Genomic DNA, 21,235 nt, shown 5'->3' with positions numbered 1-21,235 from the left:
CGTCACCTGCCGGAGGTCGGGGTGGGGGCGGGCTGGAGGGTGGAGAGCGGTGCGACCGCGGCGGCCGGGGCGGTGGTCTCCGGGGCGTGGGCCGCGGGGGTGGGCGCCGGAGCGGCGCTGGACGTGGGGGCGCCGGCGGACTGCGCCGGGGCGGACGGGACGACGGTCTCCGGGGCCGCCGGGCCGGTGACGGCGGCCGGCTCGGGGCTCGCGGCGCCGGGCACGCCCTTCACGGTGCCTCCGGGATCGAGGAAGGCCGGGTCGCCGCCGGGGACCATGCCGAGTTCGCGGGCCCGGCGCTGGAGGGCGTCGGGGGACGAGTAGCCGTCGATGTCCCGCTGGAGCGCCTGTTCCTCGTCGGTGAGGTTCTTCGTCTGCTTGCGCAGGGCGTCGAGCCGGAACGAGCCTTCGCTGAGCGCGGAGTTCAGCACCAGCAGCCCGATGAGGCCGCCGCCTAGCAGCAGGACGACGAGCAGGACGAACGGGGCGCGGGCCGCGCGGGCGCGGCCGGCCGGCAGGAGCCGGGCGAGCCGGGCGGCCCTCCCCCTCAGTTCGGGTTTCCTACTCACTGGGCCTCCGGTGGCTCCGGGGCGCCGAGAGGTGAGTCCGGGAGCCCAACCGACCCGATCCGCTCACTCGGCGTCCTCCCTGATGCGCTCGGCGCCGCGCAGCCGGGCCGGGGCGGCCCGGCGGTTCTCGGCGACCTCTTCCTCGGTGGGCAGTTCGGCACCGCGCGTGAGCAGCTTGAGCCGGGGCTGGTAGCGCTCGGGCACGACGGGCAGCCCGGGCGGCGCGGTGGAGGCGGCGCCGGCCGCGAGGACCTGCTTGACCAGCCGGTCCTCCAGGGAGTGGTACGACAGCACGGCGACGCGTCCGCCGACCGCGAGGGCCCCGACCGCCGCCGGGACCGCCCGTTCCAGGACGGACAGCTCGCCGTTGACCTCGATGCGCAGGGCCTGGAAGGTGCGCTTGGCCGGGTTGCCGCCGGTGCGCTTGGCGGCCTGCGGCAGCGCGTCCCGGATCAGCTCGACGAGCCGCGCGCTGTTGTCGAACGGCTCCTTCTCGCGCTCCCGGACGATCGCCGAGACGATCCGCTTGGCCTGCTTCTCCTCGCCGTACGCGCGCAGGATCCGCACCAGCTCGCCCGGCGGGTAGGTGTTGAGGACCTCGGCGGCGCTGATGCCGGCCGTCTGGTCCATGCGCATGTCGAGCGGGGCGTCCTGGGCGTAGGCGAAGCCGCGGCCGGCCTCGTCGAGCTGCATGGAGGACACGCCGAGGTCGAACAGCACGCCCTGCACGCGCGGGGTGCCGAGCCGGTCGAGGACCTCGGGCAGCTCGTCGTACACCGCGTGCACGAGCGTGGCCCGGTCCCCGTACGGCGCCAGGCGCTCACCCGACAGGCGCAACGCCTCCTTGTCCCGGTCGAGGCCGATCAGCCGGGCCCCGGGGAACCGGCTCAGCAGCGCCTCGCTGTGGCCGCCGAGGCCGAGGGTGCAGTCGACGACCACCGCTCCCGGCCGCTCCAGGGCGGGCGCCAGCAGGTCCAGGCACCGCTGGAGCATCACCGGGACGTGTCGACTCTGGCTCAAGGGGGCCTCTCGTTTCCGGCGGGCCGTACGCACCGCCGGGTCCCCGCCCGCTCCGTGAAGGGGAGGCCCGCCGGCGCCGGAAGCGTCAGCCGGCCGGGAGCGGGAGGAGGCCGAGCCGTACGTACGCGCCGCGCACGTGGGGAGACGGTCCGGGTGAGGGCCGGGGTCTCCGGGGAATTCACCAGCAGGGAGGACCGCGCCTCCCGCTTCGCGTCACTTTAGTCCACCGTGTCTCGCGGTCAATCAACCGGCCTGCGCGTCGCCCGACCGGGTGCGCTTACGGTTCGCGCTACGTGTGGAGTCGCTCACAACAAGCCACAATGGCGTTCTTTGTCCGCTCTGCACAGCGGGCCTGGACCGGGGATGACCAGTACGGTCTTGGGTATGACGACTTCTGCAGACGCTCACACCGGATCCAACGGAACCATAGCGGGTGACGGCACCGTCACGGACCGTCTCGTCGCGGCCAACGAACGGTACGCGGCCGAGTTCACCGACCCCGGCATGGACGCCCGCCCCGTCCTGCGCGTCGCCGTGGTGGCCTGCATGGACGCCCGCCTCGACCTGCACAAGGCCCTCGGCCTGCAGCTCGGTGACTGCCACACGATCCGCAACGCGGGCGGGGTCGTCACCGACGACGTGATCCGGTCCCTGACCATCAGCCAGCGCGCGCTCGGCACCCGCAGCGTGGTGCTCATCCACCACACCGGGTGCGGCATGGAGACCATCACCGAGGAGTTCCGGCACGACCTGGAGCTCGAGGTGGGCCAGCGTCCGGCGTGGGCGGTGGAGGCCTTCCGGGACGTCGACCAGGACGTGCGGCAGTCGATGCAGCGCGTGCGGACCTCGCCGTTCCTGCTGCACACCGACGACGTGCGCGGTTTCGTGTTCGACGTCAAGACCGGACGACTGCGCGAGATCCACCCCGCCTGACGGGGGCCCGGCCCGCCACGAACACCCCCGCCCCGCGTGGGCACCGCTCGTGCCGCCGCGCCTCGGGAAAACGGCAGCCGGAGAGGCCGTGGGACCGACATGGTGCGGGCAGTTGTCCACAGCCGGTGACACGAATCGGTAACGGCGGCAAGAATGCGGGGTGTGGCGTCGCACGGAACTGTTCCGGCGCGGGGCCCGTGTTTCGGGGTGGGCCGGTTTCGCAGCGCAGAGCGTCGGCCCGAGTAAGAACGGGCCGAGGAGGGCCGGGTGACGACCTATGACGATCGAGCGAGCCTCACTGATCTGACCGCCACTGTGGAGCGTGTCCGCAGTTCGGTGGAGGGTGTGATCGAGGGCAAGCCCGAGGTCGTACGGCTTTCGCTGACCGTACTGCTCGCCGAGGGACACCTGCTGATCGAGGATGTCCCGGGCGTGGGCAAGACGATGCTGGCCAAGGCGCTGGCGCGGTCCATCGACTGCTCGGTGCGGCGTATCCAGTTCACGCCCGACCTGCTGCCCTCGGACATCACCGGTGTGTCCATCTGGGACCAGCAGCGCCGGGACTTCGAGTTCAAGCCGGGCGCCGTCTTCGCGCAGATCGTGATCGGCGACGAGATCAACCGCGCCTCGCCGAAGACGCAGTCGGCGCTGCTGGAGTCCATGGAGGAACGGCAGGTCACCATCGACGGGCAGACCTACGAACTGCCCAGCCCCTTCATGGTGGTGGCCACGCAGAACCCGGTCGAGATGGAGGGCACCTACCCGCTGCCCGAGGCCCAGCGCGACCGCTTCATGGCCCGGGTCTCGGTCGGCTACCCGAGCGTCGAGGCGGAGCTGCAGATGCTCGACGTGCACGGCGGGGTGAGCCCGCTCGAGGACCTGCAGCCGGTGGCGCACGCGCACGAGATCGTGAAGCTGATCGAGGCCGTGCGCGGGGTGCACGTCTCCGAGGCGGTGCGCCGGTACGCGGTGGAGCTGGTCGCGGCCACTCGCAGCCACCCCGACCTCAGACTCGGCGCCTCCCCGCGCGCGACCCTGCACCTGCTGCGCGCCGCCAAGGCGTCCGCCGCCCTCGCCGGCCGGGACTACGCACTCCCGGACGACCTGCAGGACCTCGCCGTCGCCGTGCTCGCCCACCGGCTGCTGCCCACCGCGCAGGCCCAGCTCAACCGGCGCACGGCCGAACAGGTGGTGCTGGAGATCCTGCAGGGCACCGCCGTGCCCGCCTCGCCGCGACAGCACGGCGGCTTCGGCTCGCTGGGCCGGACCATGCCCGCCTATCCCCAGCAGCCCCCCCGGGGTCTGTGATGAGCACCGGGGGGACGGGGCGGGTGGAGGCCGACCGCGGTGAGGCGGGCGGCGTCCGCACCGCCCTGGCGGGGCTGACCACGCGTGGGCGCTCCTTCCTCGCGGCCGGGATCGCGGCCGCGGTCTGCGCCTATGTGCTGGGCCAGAGCGATCTGCTGCGGGTCGGGCTGCTGCTGGCGGTGCTGCCCCTGCTCTGCGCGGCTGTGCTGTACCGCACGCGCTACCGGGTGGCCGGCAGCCGCCGACTCTCCCCCGCACGGGTGCCCGCCGCCGGCGAGGCGCGCGTGCACCTGCGGATGGACAACGTCTCCCGGCTGCCCACCGGCCTGCTGATGCTCCAGGACCGGGTGCCCTACGTCCTCGGGCCCCGGCCCCGTTTCGTGCTGGACCGGGTGGAGCCGGGCGGGCGCCGCGAGGTGTCCTACCGGGTCCGCTCCGACCTGCGCGGCCGCTATCCGCTGGGCCCGCTGCAGTTGCGCCTGACCGACCCGTTCGGGATGTGCGAGCTGACGCGGTCCTTCTCGACGTACGACACGCTGACCGTCATACCGCGCACCGAGCCCCTGACACCGGTCCGCTTCAGCGGCGAGGCGAAGGGGTACGGCGACGGCCGGCAGCGGTCGCTGGCCCTGGCCGGCGAGGACGACGTGATCCCGCGCGGCTACCGGTACGGGGACGACCTGCGCCGGGTCCACTGGCGCTCCACCGCGCGCTACGGCCAGCTGATGGTGCGCCGCGAGGAGCAGCCGCGGCGCTCGCGCTGCACGGTGCTGCTGGACACCCGGGCGATCGGCTACGAGGGCGCCGGTCCCGACTCGGCGTTCGAGTGGGCCGTCTCCGCTGCCGCTTCGGTCCTGGTGCACCTGCTCGAACGGGGGTTCTCGGTGCGGCTGCTGACGGACGGCGGCACCTCGGTGCCCGGTGAGGGGGCCGACGGCTTCGCGGGCACCGGCCCGGACGGCGCGGACGCGGCCGGGCTGATGATGGACACCCTCGCGGTGATCGACCACTCCGACGGCACGGGCCTGTCCCGGGCGCACGACTCGCTGCGCGGCGGGAACGAGGGGCTGCTGGTGGCCTTCCTGGGCGACCTGGACGAGGAGCAGGCCGCGGTGGTCGCCGGGATGCGGCAGCGCAGCGGCGGCGCGGTGGCCTTCGTGCTGGACCCGGACGCGTGGGTGCGGGAGCCGGCCGACGTGCTGGCTCCGGGCGACCGGCACCAGCAGCGGCTGCACATGCTGCGCGAGGCGGGCTGGACGGCGGTGGGCGTGCCGCGCGGGGCGTCGCTGGACGAGTTGTGGCGGCAGGCGGACGGGGACGGCGCGGGCCTGACCGGCGTCGGCGGGGAGGCACTGTGATGAGCGGGCGGGCCCGGCTGGCCCTGTGCGCCGCCGCGGCCACGCTGATGACGGCGTGCTCGCTGCTGCCCCTGGTCGACCAGCCGACGTGGCTGTTCACGACGGTGCTGCTGGTCGCCGTGCAGACCGGGGTGGGCGCGGCGGCCCGGCGGGTGCCGCTGGCTCGGCCGCTGACCGTGGCCGCGCAGGCCCTGGTCACGCTGATGCTGCTGACCCTGGTCTTCGCCCGGCGGCAGGCGCTCGCCGGGCTGATCCCGGGCCCGGACGCGTTCCGCTACTTCGGCGAGCTGCTCCAGCAGGGCTCGGACGACGTCAGCCGGTACGCGATACCGGCGCCGCTCACCGACGGCATCGAACTGATGCTGATCGGCGGAGTCCTGGTGATCGGGCTGCTGGTCGACACCCTGGCGGTGACCTTCCGCAGCGCCGCCCCGGCCGGGCTGCCGCTGCTCGCGCTGTACTCGGTGGCAGCCGGGCTCTCCGACAGCGGCAGCGACTGGCTGGCGTTCCTGTTCGCGGCGGCCGGCTATCTGGTGCTGCTGCTCGCCGAGAGCCGGGACCGGCTGGCCCAGTGGGGCCGCGTCTTCGGGGGCGCCCCCGGTGAGCCGGGCCTCGCGGAGAGCGGGGCGGTGGCGCCGGTGCGCACCGGGCGCCGGCTCGGCGCTGTGGCGCTCGGCGTGGCCGTGCTGGTGCCGGCCATCCCCCTGTTCTCCATCCAGGGCGGGCTGCTGGACGCGACGGGGACCGGCGTCGGCGCGGGCAAGGGCGGAGGCGGCACGATCTCCGCGGTCAACCCGCTGGTGTCGCTGCGCGACAGCCTGAACGTGGACAACGACCGCCAGGTGCTGTCGCTGCGGACCACGGCGGGCGACCTGTCGGACATGTACCTGCGGATCGTGTCCCTGGACGACTTCGACGGCACCACCTGGAAGCCGTCCCAGCGGCACATCGTCGCGGTGCCGGACGTCCTCCCGGCGCCCGCCGGCCTGGACGCGGACGTCAAGCGCACCACGGTGCGGACCAGGATCAGCGCGGCGGACTGGTACGCCCAGGACTGGCTGCCGATGCCGTACCCGCCGAGCAGGGTGAGCATCAGCGGGAACTGGCGGTACGAGCCGGTCGGCATGTCGCTCGTCGGCGACCACGGCCAGAACACCCGCGGCGAGGTCTACGAGGTGCGCAGCCTCGAAGTGCGGCCGACCGCCGCCGAGCTGGCCGCCGCGCCCCCGGCGCCCGCGACCCTGCGGCGCGAGTACACCAGGGTGCCGTCCAGGCTGCCGAGGGTGGTGGCCAGAACCGCCCAGGAGATCACCGCGGGCTCCTCCAGCCCCTACGACGAGGCGGTCAAGCTCCAGGACTGGTTCGCGGTGAACGGCGGCTTCCAGTACGACACCGAGGTCGAGGTCGGCCAGGGTCCGGACGCGATCGCGAGCTTCCTGCGGAAGAAGCAGGGCTTCTGCGTGCACTTCTCCTTCGCGATGGCGGCGATGGCCCGCACGCTGGGCATCCCGGCGCGGGTCGCGGTGGGCTTCGCGCCCGGCACCCCGCAGGCGGACGGCTCGGTCTCGGTGTCCCTGAAGGACGCGCACGCCTGGCCCGAGCTGTACTTCGAGGGCGTGGGCTGGACCCGTTTCGAACCGACCCCGACCCGGGGCACCGTGCCGTCCTACACCCAGTCGGACACGCCGGGCACCTCGCAGCCGGACGAGGCCCTGCCGTCGCGCGGGGCGTCCCAGGCGCCCTCGGCGGCGGCCTCGCCGAGCGAGAGCTGCTCGGCGCAGTTGCGCAAGCTGGAGGCGTGCGACAGCCCGGCCGCGGCGGTCGCGCGTCCCGGCGGTGGCGGCAGCGGCTGGGACCTGCTGTGGCTCGCCCTGATCGGGCTCGGTGTCCTGGCCGTGCTGGCGGTGCCGTTCCTGCCGCTGCTGTGGCGGGCGCGGTTGCGGGCCGTACGGCTCGGCGGGCACGCCCGGACCGAGGAGGGCGCCGCCGCCCACGCGCTGTCGGCCTGGCAGGAGCTGACCGACAGCGCATGGGACCTGGGCATCCTGCCGGACGAGTCGCTGACCCCGCGCAGCGCGGCGGCGCGGATCGTGCGGCTGGGCCGTCTCGACGCGGCCGCCGGGGCCGCGGTGCACCGGGTGGCGGACGCGGTGGAGCAGGTGCTGTACGCGCCCCGGCCGCGACCGGCGGCGGGCCTAGCCGAGGACGTGCGCCGGGTGGTCGCCGCCCTGAACGGCGGTGTGCGCCGGCGGACGAGGCTGCGGGCGCGGTTCGCACCGCGGTCGGCGGCGCGGGTGCTGTGGGCGGCGTCGGACCGGTGGGCGGCGCTCAGGGAGCGCGTGGTGGCCGCCCGGCCGGGATGGCGCCGGCCGTCCGGACAGCGGGGCTGAGACGGCCCCGGGGCACGGGGCGCTGAAGCCGCGGGGCTCAGGAACCGCCGAGCTCTGAAGCCGCCGGACTCTGGGGCCGCGGAGCACCGAAGCCCCCAGGCCCCGGAGCCGCAGAGCACCGAAGCCGTCGGGCGCTCCAGGGCACGCGTGAGGGGTGACCACCGGCTGGTGGTCACCCCTCACGGATGTCCGATGTCGGCCGCTGCCGTCGGTGCCCGGCCCGGTCCGACCGGTGAAGCCCTAGTGCCCCTGCTGCTCGTCGCGGCGGCGCTGCCAGCGCTGCTCGATGCGCTCCATCATGGAGCGCTTCTGCCGTACCTGGCGGCGCGGGGCGCCCGCGGGCCGCTCGCCCGGCTTGGGGGCCTTGCGCCAGCCGGTGACGGCCAGCACGGCGCAGCCCAGCATCACGAGGAAGCCCACCACGCTGACCCAGATCTGCTGTGCGACCATTCCGGCCATGAGGAGCGCGATACCCACGAGGAAGCCCACGACCGCCTGGTAGACCCGCCGCCGGGTGTACGTCCGCAGCCCACTTCCCTCAAGCGCCGACGCGAACTTGGGATCTTCGGCGTACAGCGCTCGCTCCATCTGCTCGAGCATGCGCTGCTCGTGCTCCGAGAGCGGCACGGAGTCCTCCTCATCGTGCAGTCGCCGGGGCGACCCGGGGGGTCCCTTCAGGATAGGCAGGGAATCGCCCCCGTGAAACCCGCCCCTCTGCGCCAATTGGCCAACCGGAATCCATCCTGGCCGTCCCGGCTCACTGAGGCTTCCATTCCCCGGCGGCCGACCCGTCATGCCGGACGGCGTACCTCGATCATACGGCGCAAACCGCTCGATCGGGTGGCTTGTGGCGTACTCCATCCGCCGCCGAGCCCCTGATCAGCGGCGGGTCACCGGGAGCGCTCAGGCCTCGGCGGACCCCCTGGTCTCACCGAGCACGTGGAGCTGGGTGGCGACCGAGTGGAACGCGGGCAGTTCGGCCGCCGCCGCCTCGAGCTTCAGCAGGGCGTCCATGGCCCCGGGTTCGGTATCCACCAGGACGCCGGGCACGAGGTCGGCGAAGACCCGTACGCCGTGCACGGCGCCGATCCGCAGGCCCGCGCCCTCCACCAGCGCGGTGAGCTGCTCCGCGGTGAAGCGGCGCGGCACGGGGTCGCCGGTCCCCCAGCGGCCCTCGGGATCCTGGAGCGCCTGCTTGGCCTCCTTGAAGTGGCCGGCAAGGGCGCGGGCGAGCACGGCGCCGCCGAGGCCGGCGGCGAGCAGGCTGAGGACGCCCTCGGGGCGCAGTGCGGCCACCGCGTTGCGCACGCCCTCGGCCGGGTCGTCGACGTACTCGAGGACGCCGTGGCACAGCACCACGTCGTGGCCGCCGCGCTCGACCACGTCGAACAGGCCGTGGGCGTCGCCCTGGACGCCCCGGACCCGGTCGGCGACACCGGCCTCGGCGGCGCGGCGTTCGAGCGCGAACAGCGCGTTGGGGCTTGGGTCGACGACGGTCACCCGGTGGCCGAGGCCGGCCAGGGGCACGGCGAAGTTGCCGCTGCCGCCCCCGGTGTCGAGGACGTCCAGCGATTCCCGCCCCGTGGCCTTGACCCGGCGGTCGAGGGCGTCCTGGAGGACCTCCCAGACCACTGCGGTACGGAGGGAGGAACGGGGGCGCATCGGGTCCGACACGGCAGTTGACTCCTCGGCGCGGCACCGCCTTGTTGCCGGCGGCGCGAACGGGGTGCCTCCCCGGCCCGGACGCGGGTGGAGGGAAGGCCTCAGGCATCTCCACCCTATTGCCTCCGCCGCTCTGCCCACTCATCGCGGTGGGGCGGGCCGAGTCCGTCTCGCAGGGCGGACGGCCGAGGTCAGCCCGCGTCCGGGAGGTCTTCGCGGACCGGTGGGCCCGGTGGCTCCTCCGGGTCGTGACGGGGCTGGGGCAGTACGGGCTGGAGCACCAGCATCCGCTCGACGAGGCGGAGGAACATCGCCACGTCGCGTATCAGGTCGTCGGCGTCCCGCTGTCCCGCCGCGCCCTGGATGCCCGCCTCGGCGCGGGCCCGGCGGGCGGCGCCGGAGGCGAAGAGCGCGCTCCACTCGGCGAGTTCGGGGGCTATCTCGGGCAGCACCTCCCAGGCGCTGCGGATCCGGGCCCGGCGGCGGGGCGAGGTCTCGGGACGGCCCCGGGCCGCGAGCACCGCGGCGGCGGTGCGCAGGGCTGCGAGGTGTGCGGTCGCGTAGCGCTCGTTGGGCGTGGCGAGCCGGCCGGCCTCCTCGAGTCCGGCACGGGCCTGGGCGAGCAGGTCGAGGGCGGCGGGCGGGGCCGTGGCCCGGCGGAGCACGGGGTGCACGTCGCTCGCAGGGCCGGTCAGTGAGGGGGCAGGGCCGGTGGCGCGGCGCCGGTGGGCGGCTGCGGACTGGTTGGCCATGACGAACCTCCTGTCGTCTGTGACGGCACGGATGCCGTATGTGCCCATCGTGAGGTATGGCACTGACAATCCGATCTGACCTGCTCTTTTGCTTCGGTCAAGGGTTCGGAGTACTTTTGTACTGACCAGTCAGTGCAAAAACGGAACAGGCAAGGGGGAGGCTTGTGGACGGCGCGCACCTCACCGCCGGGGGCCTCGGGCTCAAGGGGCCGCGGGGTTGGGTCTTCCGGGACGTCACGCTCGACGCGGAGCCCGGCTCACTGATCGCGATCGAGGGACCGTCCGGCTCCGGCCGCACGTGTCTGCTGCTCGCGCTCACCGGACGGATGAAACCCACTCAGGGAGTGGCCGCGGTGGCCGGCTTCAAACTCCCCCGGCACATGGCGGCCGTGCGCCGGATCGGCGCCGTGGCCAACGTGGCCGGTGTCACCGACCTGGAGCCGGCCCTGACCGTAGCGGAGCACATGCGCGAACGGGCCCTGATGCAGCGCCGGTTCGGCGACTCGCTGCGGGAGGCGCTGCGGCCCCGCCCGGACCGGGTCCACGAGGCCCGGCTGCGCGTCGACGCGGCCCTGGCCGCCGCCGGACTCGACGTGGAGACGCTGCCCAAGGGCTCCCGCACGGCGGTGCGCGACCTGGACCGGCCGGCGGAACTGCGGCTGTCCGTCGCGCTTGCGCTGCTCGGCCGGCCGCGGCTGCTCGGCGTGGACGACGTCGACATGAAGCTCTCGGACACCGAACGCGAGGAGATCTGGGACCTGTTGCGGTCCCTCACGCGCGCGGGGACGACGGTGGTGGCCGTGTGCCGCACCGCCCCCGCCGACTGCCTCGCCGTCACCGCCCGGCCGGCCGGGGAGGCCGGGGGCGGGCATGCCCCAAAGGCCGGCGCCGACGGCGTTCCGGAGCCCGGCGGCGAGAGCACCCCGGAGCCCGCGGCCGACAGCGCCCCGGCATCCGGTTCCGACGACGGCAACGAGCGGAAGGACGAGGCGGATGCGCACGCCCAGGCTGGCCGCGCTTGAGCTGAGGCGCTTCGGACGGGGAAAGCTGCCGCGCGCCGCCCTGGTCGCGCTGCTCGTGCTGCCCCTGCTGTACGGCGCCCTGTACCTGTGGTCCTTCTGGGACCCCTACGGCCGGCTGGACCGCATCCCGGTGGCCCTGGTGAACGACGACAAGGGCGCCACGGCGGGCGGGAAGAGGGTCACCGCCGGCGACGACATCGTGTCCGGGCTGCGCGACAGCCGCACCTTCGAGTGGCACGAGGTGAGCGACGCCGAGGCCCGCCGGGGCGTGGAGGACGGCACCTACTACCTGTCGCTGACCATGCCCGCCGACTTCAGCAGCCGGATCGCTTCCAGTTCCGGGGGCTCCCCCGAGACGAGCGCGCTCAGGGTGCGCACCAACGACGCCAACAACTACATCGTCGGCCAGATCTCCCGGACCGTCTTCAGCGAGGTCCGCACGGCCGCGTCCACCAAGGCGTCCCGGACGTTCCTGGACCGGATCTTCATCTCCTTCTCCGACATCCACGGCGAGACCGTGACGGCCGCCCGGGGCGCCGACCGCCTCAAGGGCGGCATCGGCAAGGCGGAGAAGGGCTCGAGGGACCTCGCGGCAGGCCTGGAGGACGCCAAGAGCGGCAGCGGCAGACTGGCCAAGGGGCTGAAGAAGCTCGACTCGGGCGCGGGCCGGCTGGAGACCGGCTCCCGGCAGGTCGCGGACGGCACCCAGACGCTCGCGAACGACGTCAACGGCGTCTACGAGCAGGCCGGACCGTTCCTGAAGGACAACGAGAAGACCATCGGGGACACCGCCCGGCTGGTCGCGGACTCGGCCGGGACCGTCCGGCACAACCTCGGGGTCCTGGTGAAGGCGGCGCCCGGCGCCGCCAAGGCCGCCCACGCCTCCGCCGACGTGCTGGACGAGGTCTACGCGGCTCGCTGCGAGAAGGCGGCGGTCCCCGACCCGGCCTGCCCGGACCTGAAGAGGGCCAGGCAGGCGGCGGCCGACGTGGCCACCGTCGCCGACGACCTCAACACCCTGATCGCCGACCAGGACGGCGACCTGAAGACCATGCGGGACAACCTGGGCACGCTCCAGAAGCAGGCCCAGGCCCTGGCCGAGCGCGCCCCGCACCTGTACGAGGACGTCGACGACGCCGTCAGGAAGATCAACAAGCTGAACGACGGCGCGGCCGAGGTCGCCGCCGGCGCCAAGAAGCTGCACGCCGGGATCGGCACCGCCGGCACCGGGGCGGCGAAGCTCGACAAGGGCATCGGCACCGCCGAGTCGGGCGCCCAGGCGCTCAGCGGCGGCATGTACAAGCTGGTCGACGGCTCCGGCAAGCTGGCCGGCGGTCTGCACGACGGCGCGAAGAAGATCCCCGACTACGACAAGCAGGACCGCGACCAGCGCACCGGCGTGATGGCCGACCCGGTCCAGCTCGCCTCCCACGACCTGCACAAGGCGCCCAACTACGGCACCGGTTTCGCCCCGTACTTCATCCCGCTGTCCCTGTGGGTCGGCGCGATGGTGGCGTACATGCTGATCCCGCCGCTCAACCGGCGTGCCCTTGCGGCCGGTTCGCCGGCCTGGCGGATCGCGCTGGCCGGCTGGCTGCCGGTGGTCGCGGTGGGCGTGCTGCAGACGGCCGCGCTGATGGCGGTGCTGCACTGGGCGATCGGGCTGCGGATGGCGCGGGCGGCCGGCACGGTCGGGTTCCTGTTCCTGGCGGCGGCCTGCTTCGCAGCGATCGTGCAGTGGTTGAACGCCCGCTTCGGCGCGGCCGGCCGGATCCTGGTGCTGGCGCTGCTGATGCTCCAGCTCACCTCGGCGGGCGGCACCTACCCCGTGCAGACCAGCCCGGGCTTCTTCAACGCCGTCCACCCGTTCCTGCCGATGAGCTACATCGTGGAGGCCCTGCGCCGGCTGATCACGGGCGGCGGGCTCGGCCCGGTCTGGCAGGCGTGCGGGGTGCTGGCCGCCTTCACCGCGGGCGCCGTCGCGCTGACCGCCCTCGCGGCCCGGCGCCGCCAGGTGTGGACGCTGGACCGGCTGCACCCGGAACTGAGCCTGTGACCCCCGGGAGGCCCCCGCACGCGCGCGCACCTGTGAGAATCGGGGCCATGGAAAGCAGCAGCGCCACGTCCGGCGGCAGCACCCGCCGCGAGGCCACCCGGCAGAAGCTCTACGAGGCGGCCGTCACGCTCATCGCCGAGCAGGGCTTCTCCGCCACCACCGTGGACGAGATCGCCGAGCGGGCGGGGGTCGCGAAGGGCACGGTCTACTACAACTTCGCGAGCAAGTCGGTCCTCTTCGAGGAGCTGCTGCGGCACGGCGTGGGCCTGCTCACCGCGTCCCTCAGGGAGGCGGCCGAGCGGACCGCCGCCGAGGGCGGCGGCAAGGTGGACGCGCTGGACGCGATGGTCCGCGCGGGCCTGGTCTTCATCGACCGCTACCCGGCCTTCACCCAGCTCTACGTGGCCGAGCTGTGGCGCACCAACCGCGCCTGGCAGTCCACGCTGATGGTGGTCCGGCAGGAGGCCGTCGCCGTCGTGGAGGGGGTGCTGCGCGAGGGCGTGGCGTCCGGTGAGTTCAGCGACGAGATCGACGTCCAGCTCACGGCGGCCGCGCTGGTCGGCATGGTGCTGGTGGCCGCCCTGGACTGGAAGTCGTTCCAGCCGGAGCGTTCCCTGGACGACGTCCACGCGGCCCTGTCCCGGCTGCTGCAGGGGCGGGTGAGCGGGAAGGGCTGAGGCGCCGCCGGAAGCACGGGGAAGGCGCCGGCCCCTTGCCGGGCCGGCGCCTTCCCGCTTCCCCCGTGCTTCCCGTACTCCCCCGTGCCTCCCCCGTACGGTTCTCCCCCGATGGTCCCCCGTGGTGGTCCGCCGCGGGTCCCCCGTGCCTCGCTTCCGCCGACGGATCGGCGGAAGGAGCGGCCAGGGCGCGGGCGCCGTTCCGCCGCCCCGTGCCGGCGGTGCCGGTCCGCGCCCCCTGCCGTGCCTCCACTCTCCCGTTCCCGGCGGCCGCGGCCCATCCGCGCGCGTACTCATCCGGCCGTCTGAGTACGGATACTCAGTACCGGGTTGCGCGGGCCCGGGACGGCGGGCCGCCGGATGGCTACCATCCTTCGGGTGTCCGTACTCCCCCTGGTGTTCACCAGCGGCTGGGCCAGCGGCATCAACGCCTACGCGGTGGTGCTGCTGCTCGGCGTGTTCGGCCGGACGGGACTGAGCGACGACGTCCCGCAGACGCTGCAGCGGCCCGAGGTGCTGGTCGTGGCGGCCGTGCTGTTCCTGTGCGAGGCGGTCGCCGACAAGATCCCGTACGTCGACTCGGTGTGGGACACCGCGCACACCGTCGTGCGGCCGCTCGCGGGCGCCTGGGTCGGGGCGCTGCTGGCCGGGCAGAGCGGTTCGCTGCCGGACGTGGCGGCCGGGCTGCTCGGCGGCTCGACGGCACTGGCCAGCCACGGTGTGAAGGCCGGCACCAGGATGGCGGTCAACTCCTCGCCGGAGCCGTTCAGCAACTTCGTGCTGAGCGTCGCCGAGGACCTGGGGGTCGCGGGCGTCGTGTCGTTCGCGATGTTCCACCCCGTGGCGGCCGCCGTCGTCGCGGCGGTGCTGCTGGCCGGCGGGCTGGTCGCGCTGTGGTTCCTGGTCTCCCGCATCCGGCGCTTCCTGCGGCGCCGCGCCCGGCGGCGCGAGGAGCGGCGGCCGGCCCCCGGGTGCCCGGACCGCCGGGCTGACCCGGTTCGCACCGCCCGTCGGCGGGACCGCCGGCGTCGGTGGATAAAGTCGCGGTCATGGCACGGATTGCGGTGATCGGCGCCGGGATGGGCGCGATGGCGGCCGCTGCCCGGCTGGCCGTCGCGGGCCACCGGGTGGCGGTGTACGAACGTAGTGAGACGTACGGCGGAGCGGTGCGCCGCTTCGAGCGGGAGGGGTTCGCCTTCGACACGGGCCCGGGGCTGCTGCCGCTGCCCGCCGTGTACCGGGATCTGTTCGTCAAGACCGGCAAGGAGCCGCTGGAGGACGTCGTCGAGCTGGTCCAGGTCGACCCGTCCGCGCGGCACGTGTTCGCCGACGGCACCGAGGTGTCCCTGCCGAACGCCTCCCGCGCCGGTGTGGTCGCGGCCCTGGACGAGGCGCTGGGCGAGGGGGCCGGGCAGCGCTGGGGGGACTTCCTGGTGCGGGCCCGGGAGGCGTGGGACCGCACCCGGCGGCCGTTGCTGGAGGAGCCGCTGTGGCCTAACTGGCAGGTGCTGGCCGAACGTGAGCCCTATCCCTCGGTCCCGCACAAGCGGCTGCTGCGCACCCGCCGGGCGGCCACCCTGGCCGACATCGGCGCCTGGGAGCTGCGCGACGAGCGTCTGGCGGCCCTGCTGGAGAGCCATGTGCTCGGATACGGCCTCGACCCCCGGACCGCTCCGGCGAGCGCGGCCGTGCTGCCGTACATGGAGCACGCCTTCGGCACCTGGTACGTGCGCGGGGGCATCCGGGAGCTGGCGCGGGCGGTGTACGAGCGGTGCCTGAAGCGGCGGGTCGAGTTCGGCTTCGGCGCCGAGGTGACCGGGATCCTGCGGAAGGACGGCCGGGCGGCGGGGATCGAACTCGCCGACGGTTCGCTGGTGGAGGCGGACCACGTGGTGGCGGACGTGGACCCGGCACGGCTGCGGGTGCTGACGGAGCATCCGCTGGACGCGGACGGGGACGTGCTGCCCGGTGATCCGGTCCTGCCCGCGCCCGGACGGTTCACGGCCCTGCTGGCCCTGCGGGGCGGCCGGGAACCGGGAGCCGTCCACCGCACGGTCGTCCACGCCCCGGACGTCCAGACCGAGCTGGACCTCCTGGCCTCGCCCGGCGGCGACCGGCCGGTGTGCCCCACGGTGACCGTGCTGCGCCCTGACGACCCCGCGCTCGCACCGGACGGCGCGCACGAGTCCGTGGTGGTGTCCGCCGTGGTGCCGGCCGGGGCCGCCTGGGAGGAGGAGGGCACGGTCCGGTCCTACACGGACTTCCTGGTCGGAGCCGCCGAGCGCGCGGTGCCCGGGCTGCGGGAGCGTCTGCTCTGGCACGAGGTGCGCACCCCCGTGCACACGGAGCGGGAGACGGGCGCCCGGTCCGGGGCCGTGCCCGCTCCCGCGCTCGCCGCGGGCCGGGGCCGTTTCCTGCACCCGGCGAACACCACGCGGCTGCCCGGGCTGTACCGGGTGGGCGGCTGGTCCCACCCCGGCGGCGGGCTGCCGCACGCCGGGATGTCGGGGGCGCTGGTGGCCGGGCTGATCGTGGAGGGACCGGAGTTCCGCGGCTCCCGGTGAGCCGGGAGCCGCGGCCTCAGAAGCGGTACTGCTCGTCGTACCCGGCGCCGTGCTGCTGCTCGTTGCCCTGGTACGGGTAGGGCTGCTCCTGCGGGAGTTCGCCGCCGTGGCTCTCGTCGCTGCGCTGCTGCGGCACCCAGACCCCGCCGGCCGGGGTCTCGCCGTAGCCGCCGCCGGCGTACGGGTCCTGGCCGTAGCCCTGTTGCCCGTACTGCTGCTGGCCGTAGCCGGCGTCGTAGGAGGCGCCCCCGTAGCCCTGGGCGCCGACGTAGGGGTCGGAGTAGTTGGCGTAGCCCTGCTGGCCGCCGTTGTCGTAGCCGTAGTCCTGCTGGCCGTATCCCGAGTAGCCGTAGGCGTAGTTCTGGTCGGCGCCCTGGGCCTGGGCCGCGCCCGCGTAGGCGGTGTCGCCGTAGACGCCGTAGGAGCCGGTGTCGTCCGGGAGGGGCTGGGGCTCGTAGACGGCGCCCGTCCCGGCGGCGGACGGCTCGGCGGAGCGGGCCGGGGTGAAGACGTCGTCGTGGTCGTACTCGTCGGCGTGGGCGGGCTGTTCGTGGCCGTAGCCGGCGTCGTCGTGACCCCCGGCCGCCTCCAGGTCGGAGACCTCCGGGGTCGGTTCCCGGCGCTCGGCCCTGCCGCGGCGGCGCTTGCTGCCGCCGCTCTCCGCCTCGTCCTCGGGGCGCTTGACCGCCCAGCCGGAGGCGAAGCCGCGCCGGAAGGACAGCGTGACGTAGGTCTGGCCGAGCGCGAAGGCGATCGCGCCCGCGCCGATGACGACGACCGACGGCATCAGCACACCGACGACGACGCCGAGGAAGCCGGCGAAGGCGAGCAGCCGCCAGCGCAGCCGCGCCTTGTACTGCAGCAGCACCTCACCGAGCAACCACAGTGCGACGACGCCGAACGCGATGTAGAGGACCGTCCAGCCCATGTACGCCCCTCTCCCAGTGGCCGTTACGCAGTGTGTCGTACCGCGGTGCGGCCGGTCTAGGCCTGCGGGGGGTGGTGCAGGCCCAGGTTCTCGTAGATTTCCAGAGTCGCCGTGGAGTTGTTGAGCGTGATGAAGTGCAGTCCGGGCACTCCCTCGGCCAGCAGCCGCGCGCAGAACTCCGTGGCGAAGTCGATACCGATGGAGCGTACCGCCGCCGGATCGTCCTTCGCTGTGAGGATGCGCTCTTTCAGGGCGTCCGGGAACAGCGCGGTGCTGAGCTTGGGCACCCGTTCCAGCATCCGCACGCTGGTGACCGGCAGGATCTCCGGGATGACCGGGGTCTCGCAGCCCGCGGCCGCCACCCGGTCGCGCAGCCGCAGATACGACTCCGGCTGGAAGAACATCTGTGTGATGGCGTAGTCGGCGCCCGCCCGGCACTTGTCGACGAAGTGGCGGACGTCGGTGTCCCAGTCGGCCGAGCGCGGGTGCATCTCGGGGAACGCGGCGACGCCGACGCAGAAGTCACCCGACTCCTTGATGAGCCGGACGAGTTCGGCCGCGTACGTCAGGCCCTGGGGGTGCGGGACCCACTCGCCCATCGGGTCGCCGGCCGGATCGCCGCGCACGGCCAGCATGTTGCGGATGCCGGCGTCCGCGTACTGGCCGATGATGTTGCGCAGCTCGGCGACGGAGTGGTCGACCGCGGTGAGGTGGGCGACGGGCGTGAGCGTCGTGTCCACGACGATCTGCTGGGTCTCCCGGACCGTGGTCGTGCGGGTGGTGCCGCCGGCGCCGTAGGTGACGGACACGAAGTCCGGGGCCACCGCCTCGACCCGGCGCAGCGCGTTCCACAGGTTCCGCTCGCCCTGGGGCGTCTTCGGCGCGTAGAACTCGAACGAGTACGTCGTCTTGCCGGCGGCGAGGATGTCACGCACGGTGCGTGCGCGATCAGTCCTGGTCGATGCGGTTCCGAGGGCCATACCCGCAGGTTAGCCAGGGGTGGGCGGTCCCCCAACCGCACGCCGACCATTTGCCCGATTTGCCGCTTTCTCGTCCACCCCTTGGACACTGACCCGGACAGCGCGGGCGGCCGCGGCCCCGTCAGCGGCGCCGCCGCTAGCCCTGCCGCAGCCGCTTGGCGAACCGTGCCGCGGCCTCGCCCGGGTCGTCGGCCTCGGTGATCGCGCGGACCACGACCACCCGGCGGGCGCCCGCGTCCAGCACCTGCTCCAGGTTGCCGAGGCCGATCCCGCCAATGGCGAACCAGGGGCGGTCGGTGCCCAGGCCCGCGGCGTACCGCACCAGGCCGAGGCCGGGGGCGGGGCGGCCGGGCTTGGTCGGGGTGGGCCAGCACGGGCCCGTGCAGAAGTAGTCCACGCCCGGCTGGACGGCGGCCGCTGCGGCCTCGGACTCGGTGTGGGTGGAGCGGCCGATCAGCACGCCGTCGCCGAGGACGGCGCGGGCGGCGGGCACGGGCAGGTCGCCCTGGCCCAGGTGGAGCACGTCGGCGCGGGCGGCGTGGGCGACGTCGGCCCGGTCGTTGACCGCGAGCAGCCTGCCGTGCCGGGCACAGGCGTCGGCGAGGACCTGGAGGTGCTCCAGCTCCTCGGCGGCCTCCATGCCCTTGTCGCGCAGCTGCACGACGTCGACACCGCCCGCCAGGACCGCGTCCAGGAACTCGGCGAGGTCGCCCTGCCGTCTGCGGGCGTCCGTGCAGAGGTACAGGCGGGCGTCGGCGAGCCTGTCGCGGGCGGTGTCGGTCATGCGTGGGTCCCCCCGTGGTCGGTGTCCATGGGCGTGCGAAGGGGTGGCGTACGGGCCGGGGCCGGTACGCCACCGCGCGGTGCGGGTCGGTTCAGACGGCGAGCGCCTGGGCGCGCCGCTTCACCTCCGTGCCGCGATTCTCGCTCAGTGCCTGCGCGGGGGTGCCGGGCAGGCTCGGGTCGGGGGTGAACAGCCATTCGATCATTTCTTCGACCGTGAAGCCGTCGTCCCGCAGGAGCGTCAGGGTCCCGGACAGGCCCTTGACGACCTTGTCCCCGTCGATGAAGGCGGCGGGGACGTGCAGCGCCCGGTTCTCACCTCGGCGCACGGCGATGAGCTGGCCCTCCTTGACCAGCTGCCGCACACGCGTCACCTCGACGCCGAGCTGTTCGGCGATGTCGGGGAGGGTGAGCCAGGCGGGGACGAGAGCATCGATCTTTGCGTCAATCTCGGTCACGGGATCTAGCCTGCCATCCCCTACCGACAGTCGGAAGCCAGGCCGGTCCGCGCGGGGGAGACGACGCCGCCGGGGCCGGTCGCGGAAGCGGCCCCGTCACCCGGAGGGCGGCCGCTTCCGCGACGGATCGTCAGACAGGCCCTAGTCGAGGGCTGCGCTCTTCAGCGGCCTCGCGGGGTCGGCCAGGACCCCGGGGTCCATGCGGCGGCCGGCCTCGATCAGCCGCCGGCCCTGGGCCAGGTCGCGCGGCCGGCCGACCGCCAGCAGGGCGACCAGCCGGTCCTCGCGCAGCCAGCACACGGACCAGGCCGGCCCCTCGGGCTCACCGCGCCAGACCATGCGGTCGGCGGCGGCGTGGTGGCCCGCGTACTGGACGAACCGGCCGAACTGCTCCGACCAGAAGTACGGCACCGGGTCGTAGACCGCCGGGATCTCGCCGAGGATGTTCGCGGCGACGGTGCGCGGCCCCTGCAGGGCGTTGTCCCAGTGGTGGATCAGCAGCCGGGCGCCGTAGCGGGCGGACGGGAAGGAGGCGCAGTCGCCGACCGCGTAGACGTCCTCGGCGGAGGTGCGCAGCCGGTCGTCGGCCAGGACGTCGCCGTGCGCGCCCAGCTCGATGCCCGAGCCGGCCAGCCAGGCCGTGGCGGGGCGGGCGCCGATGCCGACCACCACGGCGCCCGCGGGCAGCCGGGTGCCGTCGGCGAGCAGCACCGAGCCCGGCTCGACGCGCTCCACGCGCGCGCCGGTGCGCAGGTGGGCGCCGCTGTCGGCGTACCAGGCGGTCATGGGCGCGGCGACCTCGGCGGGCAGCGCACCGGCGAGCGGCCGGTCGGCGGCCTCCACGACGGTCACGGCGCAGCCGGCCTCGCGGGCGGCCGTGGCGAACTCGGCGCCGATCCAGCCGGCGCCGACGACCACGATGTCGTGCTGCCGGGCCAGCACCGGGCGCAGCCGTTCGGCGTCGTCCAGGGTGCGCAGCAGGTGCACGCCGGGCACGCCCTCGGCGCCGGGCAGCGTGACCGGCTCGGCGCCGGTGGCCAGGACCAGGACGTCGTACGGCACGGGGCCGGCCTCGGTGTCCAGCTCGTGGTCGGCGGGGCGCACGCCCAGCGCCTCGCAGCCGAGCCTGAGTTCGATGCCGAGGGACTCGAAGTCCACGTCGAAGGCGGAGCCCTCGGCCGTGCCGAGGAGCACGGCCTTGGACAGCGGCGGCCGGTCGTAGGGCTGGTGGGGCTCGGCGCCGATCAGGGTGACGGTGCCCGTGAAGCCCTGTTCGCGCAGGGCCACCGCGGTCTGCACCCCGGCCATGCCCGCGCCGGCGACGACCACCCGCCGCCGCGCGCCCTGCTGTGCTGTCTGCTCGCTCACCCGATCACCTTAGACAACTGACGGAACGTCAGTCAGTGGGCGTGCCCGGTGACCTGCTCCACAACGCTGGTGCCGGCGCCCCGCTGCGACTCCCACTCCCAGGTCTCCTCCAGCCGCACCCGCCCGTCGGGCAGCTCCACGACCGCCGACACGCAGTGCCCCGAGGACGTGGTCCCGTCCCGCTTGAGCTGCACGTACCGGAAGTCCAACCGGTCCCCCTCCCGGGTGCCCACCAGGTGGCCGCGCACCACGTCGCCGCCCGCGTACTCGGCCCAGACCTCGCCGTCGCGCTCGTGGTAGGCGAACCGGGTGCGGGTGCCCACCTGACCCGGTGCCTGGTCCGCCACGGGGGCGAGGACGAGTCCGTCGAGCGAGCGGGCCATGGGGCGGGGCTCCTTACGGGGTCG

The 21,235-nt window shown here is 74.2% G+C and carries 20 protein-coding genes; 9 read left to right on the top strand and 11 right to left on the bottom strand.

All coding sequences use genetic code 11. The features are described from left to right. Positions 1-2: 2 nt before the first annotated feature. Positions 3-569: a septum formation initiator family protein gene (locus ACFQ9Z_RS06640; protein ID WP_383011715.1), complete on the bottom strand. Its 567-nt coding sequence runs from the start codon at positions 567-569 to the stop codon at positions 3-5. A gap of 63 nt (positions 570-632) precedes the next feature. After that, positions 633-1,589 carry a 16S rRNA (cytosine(1402)-N(4))-methyltransferase RsmH gene (gene rsmH / locus ACFQ9Z_RS06635; RefSeq protein WP_383011712.1) on the bottom strand — a complete coding sequence of 319 codons (957 nt, stop codon included), beginning with the start codon at positions 1,587-1,589 and terminating at the stop codon, positions 633-635. A 384-nt stretch (positions 1,590-1,973) separates the two neighbouring features. On the opposite strand from rsmH, the gene ACFQ9Z_RS06630 reads away from it, so the two are divergent. From ACFQ9Z_RS06630 to ACFQ9Z_RS06615, 4 genes are all read left to right on the top strand, one after another. Further along, on the top strand, positions 1,974-2,522 hold the full coding sequence (locus ACFQ9Z_RS06630) for a beta-class carbonic anhydrase (protein ID WP_383011707.1): 549 nt from the start codon (positions 1,974-1,976) through the stop codon (positions 2,520-2,522). Between the two features lie 267 nt (positions 2,523-2,789). After that, positions 2,790-3,830 carry an AAA family ATPase gene (locus tag ACFQ9Z_RS06625; RefSeq protein ID WP_383011704.1) on the top strand — a complete coding sequence of 347 codons (1,041 nt, stop codon included), beginning with the start codon at positions 2,790-2,792 and terminating at the stop codon, positions 3,828-3,830. Then, positions 3,830-5,188, top strand: coding sequence for a DUF58 domain-containing protein (locus ACFQ9Z_RS06620; protein ID WP_383011701.1), 1,359 nt, complete (start codon positions 3,830-3,832; stop codon positions 5,186-5,188). The genes ACFQ9Z_RS06625 and ACFQ9Z_RS06620 overlap by 1 nt, the downstream gene beginning before the upstream one ends. Next, positions 5,188-7,578 (top strand): DUF3488 and DUF4129 domain-containing transglutaminase family protein, encoded by a 2,391-nt coding sequence (locus ACFQ9Z_RS06615; protein ID WP_383011698.1) that lies wholly within the window; start codon positions 5,188-5,190, stop codon positions 7,576-7,578. Before ACFQ9Z_RS06620 ends, ACFQ9Z_RS06615 begins: the two co-directional genes overlap by 1 nt. A gap of 240 nt (positions 7,579-7,818) precedes the next feature. Here the strand turns inward: ACFQ9Z_RS06615 and ACFQ9Z_RS06610 are convergent, their stop codons facing one another. From ACFQ9Z_RS06610 to ACFQ9Z_RS06600, 3 genes are all read right to left on the bottom strand, one after another. Beyond that, complete coding sequence (locus ACFQ9Z_RS06610; RefSeq protein ID WP_383011695.1) at positions 7,819-8,205, bottom strand: DUF3040 domain-containing protein; 387 nt, start codon at positions 8,203-8,205, stop codon at positions 7,819-7,821. A gap of 276 nt (positions 8,206-8,481) precedes the next feature. Then, positions 8,482-9,252 carry a methyltransferase gene (locus ACFQ9Z_RS06605; protein ID WP_383011690.1) on the bottom strand — a complete coding sequence of 257 codons (771 nt, stop codon included), beginning with the start codon at positions 9,250-9,252 and terminating at the stop codon, positions 8,482-8,484. A 179-nt stretch (positions 9,253-9,431) separates the two neighbouring features. Beyond that, positions 9,432-9,992, bottom strand: a complete 561-nt coding sequence (locus ACFQ9Z_RS06600; protein ID WP_383011687.1) for an SAV_6107 family HEPN domain-containing protein — start codon at positions 9,990-9,992, stop codon at positions 9,432-9,434. A 164-nt stretch (positions 9,993-10,156) separates the two neighbouring features. Between ACFQ9Z_RS06600 and ACFQ9Z_RS06595 the strand changes: the two genes are divergently transcribed. From ACFQ9Z_RS06595 to ACFQ9Z_RS06575, 5 genes are all read left to right on the top strand, one after another. Then, positions 10,157-11,014 (top strand): ATP-binding cassette domain-containing protein, encoded by an 858-nt coding sequence (locus ACFQ9Z_RS06595; protein ID WP_383011684.1) that lies wholly within the window; start codon positions 10,157-10,159, stop codon positions 11,012-11,014. Further along, positions 10,986-13,070: a YhgE/Pip family protein gene (locus ACFQ9Z_RS06590; RefSeq protein ID WP_383011680.1), complete on the top strand. Its 2,085-nt coding sequence runs from the start codon at positions 10,986-10,988 to the stop codon at positions 13,068-13,070. The genes ACFQ9Z_RS06595 and ACFQ9Z_RS06590 overlap by 29 nt, the downstream gene beginning before the upstream one ends. 47 nt (positions 13,071-13,117) lie before the next feature. Beyond that, positions 13,118-13,747 carry a TetR/AcrR family transcriptional regulator gene (locus tag ACFQ9Z_RS06585; protein ID WP_383011677.1) on the top strand — a complete coding sequence of 210 codons (630 nt, stop codon included), beginning with the start codon at positions 13,118-13,120 and terminating at the stop codon, positions 13,745-13,747. Positions 13,748-14,125: 378 nt separating this feature from the next. Then, positions 14,126-14,815 carry a DUF4126 domain-containing protein gene (locus ACFQ9Z_RS06580; protein ID WP_383011673.1) on the top strand — a complete coding sequence of 230 codons (690 nt, stop codon included), beginning with the start codon at positions 14,126-14,128 and terminating at the stop codon, positions 14,813-14,815. Continuing rightward, positions 14,797-16,311, top strand: coding sequence for a phytoene desaturase family protein (locus ACFQ9Z_RS06575; protein ID WP_383011670.1), 1,515 nt, complete (start codon positions 14,797-14,799; stop codon positions 16,309-16,311). Before ACFQ9Z_RS06580 ends, ACFQ9Z_RS06575 begins: the two co-directional genes overlap by 19 nt. Before the next feature lie 16 nt (positions 16,312-16,327). Here the strand turns inward: ACFQ9Z_RS06575 and ACFQ9Z_RS06570 are convergent, their stop codons facing one another. From ACFQ9Z_RS06570 to ACFQ9Z_RS06545, 6 genes are all read right to left on the bottom strand, one after another. After that, positions 16,328-17,239, bottom strand: coding sequence for a hypothetical protein (locus ACFQ9Z_RS06570; RefSeq protein WP_383011667.1), 912 nt, complete (start codon positions 17,237-17,239; stop codon positions 16,328-16,330). Between the two features lie 56 nt (positions 17,240-17,295). Beyond that, positions 17,296-18,219, bottom strand: a complete 924-nt coding sequence (metF, locus tag ACFQ9Z_RS06565; protein ID WP_143636482.1) for a methylenetetrahydrofolate reductase [NAD(P)H] — start codon at positions 18,217-18,219, stop codon at positions 17,296-17,298. Positions 18,220-18,355: 136 nt separating this feature from the next. Then, positions 18,356-19,003, bottom strand: a complete 648-nt coding sequence (thiE, locus tag ACFQ9Z_RS06560; protein WP_383011663.1) for a thiamine phosphate synthase — start codon at positions 19,001-19,003, stop codon at positions 18,356-18,358. A 91-nt stretch (positions 19,004-19,094) separates the two neighbouring features. Further along, a complete protein-coding gene (locus ACFQ9Z_RS06555; RefSeq protein ID WP_383011659.1) occupies positions 19,095-19,460 on the bottom strand; it encodes an Rv2175c family DNA-binding protein in 366 nt (121 codons plus the stop codon). A gap of 141 nt (positions 19,461-19,601) precedes the next feature. Further along, on the bottom strand, positions 19,602-20,828 hold the full coding sequence (locus ACFQ9Z_RS06550) for an NAD(P)/FAD-dependent oxidoreductase (protein WP_383011656.1): 1,227 nt from the start codon (positions 20,826-20,828) through the stop codon (positions 19,602-19,604). Between the two features lie 32 nt (positions 20,829-20,860). Next, the gene (locus ACFQ9Z_RS06545) at positions 20,861-21,211 is read right to left on the bottom strand and encodes a hypothetical protein (RefSeq protein WP_383011653.1); all 351 of its coding nucleotides are present in this window, start codon (positions 21,209-21,211) and stop codon (positions 20,861-20,863) included. Positions 21,212-21,235: the final 24 nt, after the last annotated feature.

It is taken from the genome of Streptomyces sp. NPDC056580, assembly GCF_042793175.1.
GTDB lineage: Bacteria > Actinomycetota > Actinomycetes > Streptomycetales > Streptomycetaceae > Streptomyces.
Note: the sequence above shows the minus strand (reverse complement) of the source record. Positions and strands in the feature narration are given on the sequence as shown.

Bases quoted from the DNA above. Each gene is read 5' to 3' on its own strand.
- ACFQ9Z_RS06630 (WP_383011707.1), top strand. From the start codon at position 1,974: ATGACGACTTCTGCAGACGCTCACACCGGATCCAACGGAACCATAGCG.
- ACFQ9Z_RS06620 (WP_383011701.1), top strand. From the start codon at position 3,830: ATGAGCACCGGGGGGACGGGGCGGGTGGAGGCCGACCGCGGTGAGGCG.
- ACFQ9Z_RS06615 (WP_383011698.1), top strand. From the start codon at position 5,188: ATGAGCGGGCGGGCCCGGCTGGCCCTGTGCGCCGCCGCGGCCACGCTG.
- ACFQ9Z_RS06600 (WP_383011687.1), bottom strand. From the start codon at position 9,992: ATGGCCAACCAGTCCGCAGCCGCCCACCGGCGCCGCGCCACCGGCCCT.
- ACFQ9Z_RS06590 (WP_383011680.1), top strand. From the start codon at position 10,986: ATGCGCACGCCCAGGCTGGCCGCGCTTGAGCTGAGGCGCTTCGGACGG.
- ACFQ9Z_RS06585 (WP_383011677.1), top strand. From the start codon at position 13,118: ATGGAAAGCAGCAGCGCCACGTCCGGCGGCAGCACCCGCCGCGAGGCC.
- ACFQ9Z_RS06575 (WP_383011670.1), top strand. From the start codon at position 14,797: ATGGCACGGATTGCGGTGATCGGCGCCGGGATGGGCGCGATGGCGGCC.
- ACFQ9Z_RS06570 (WP_383011667.1), bottom strand. From the start codon at position 17,239: ATGGGCTGGACGGTCCTCTACATCGCGTTCGGCGTCGTCGCACTGTGG.
- metF (WP_143636482.1), bottom strand. From the start codon at position 18,219: ATGGCCCTCGGAACCGCATCGACCAGGACTGATCGCGCACGCACCGTG.
- thiE (WP_383011663.1), bottom strand. From the start codon at position 19,003: ATGACCGACACCGCCCGCGACAGGCTCGCCGACGCCCGCCTGTACCTC.
- ACFQ9Z_RS06545 (WP_383011653.1), bottom strand. From the start codon at position 21,211: ATGGCCCGCTCGCTCGACGGACTCGTCCTCGCCCCCGTGGCGGACCAG.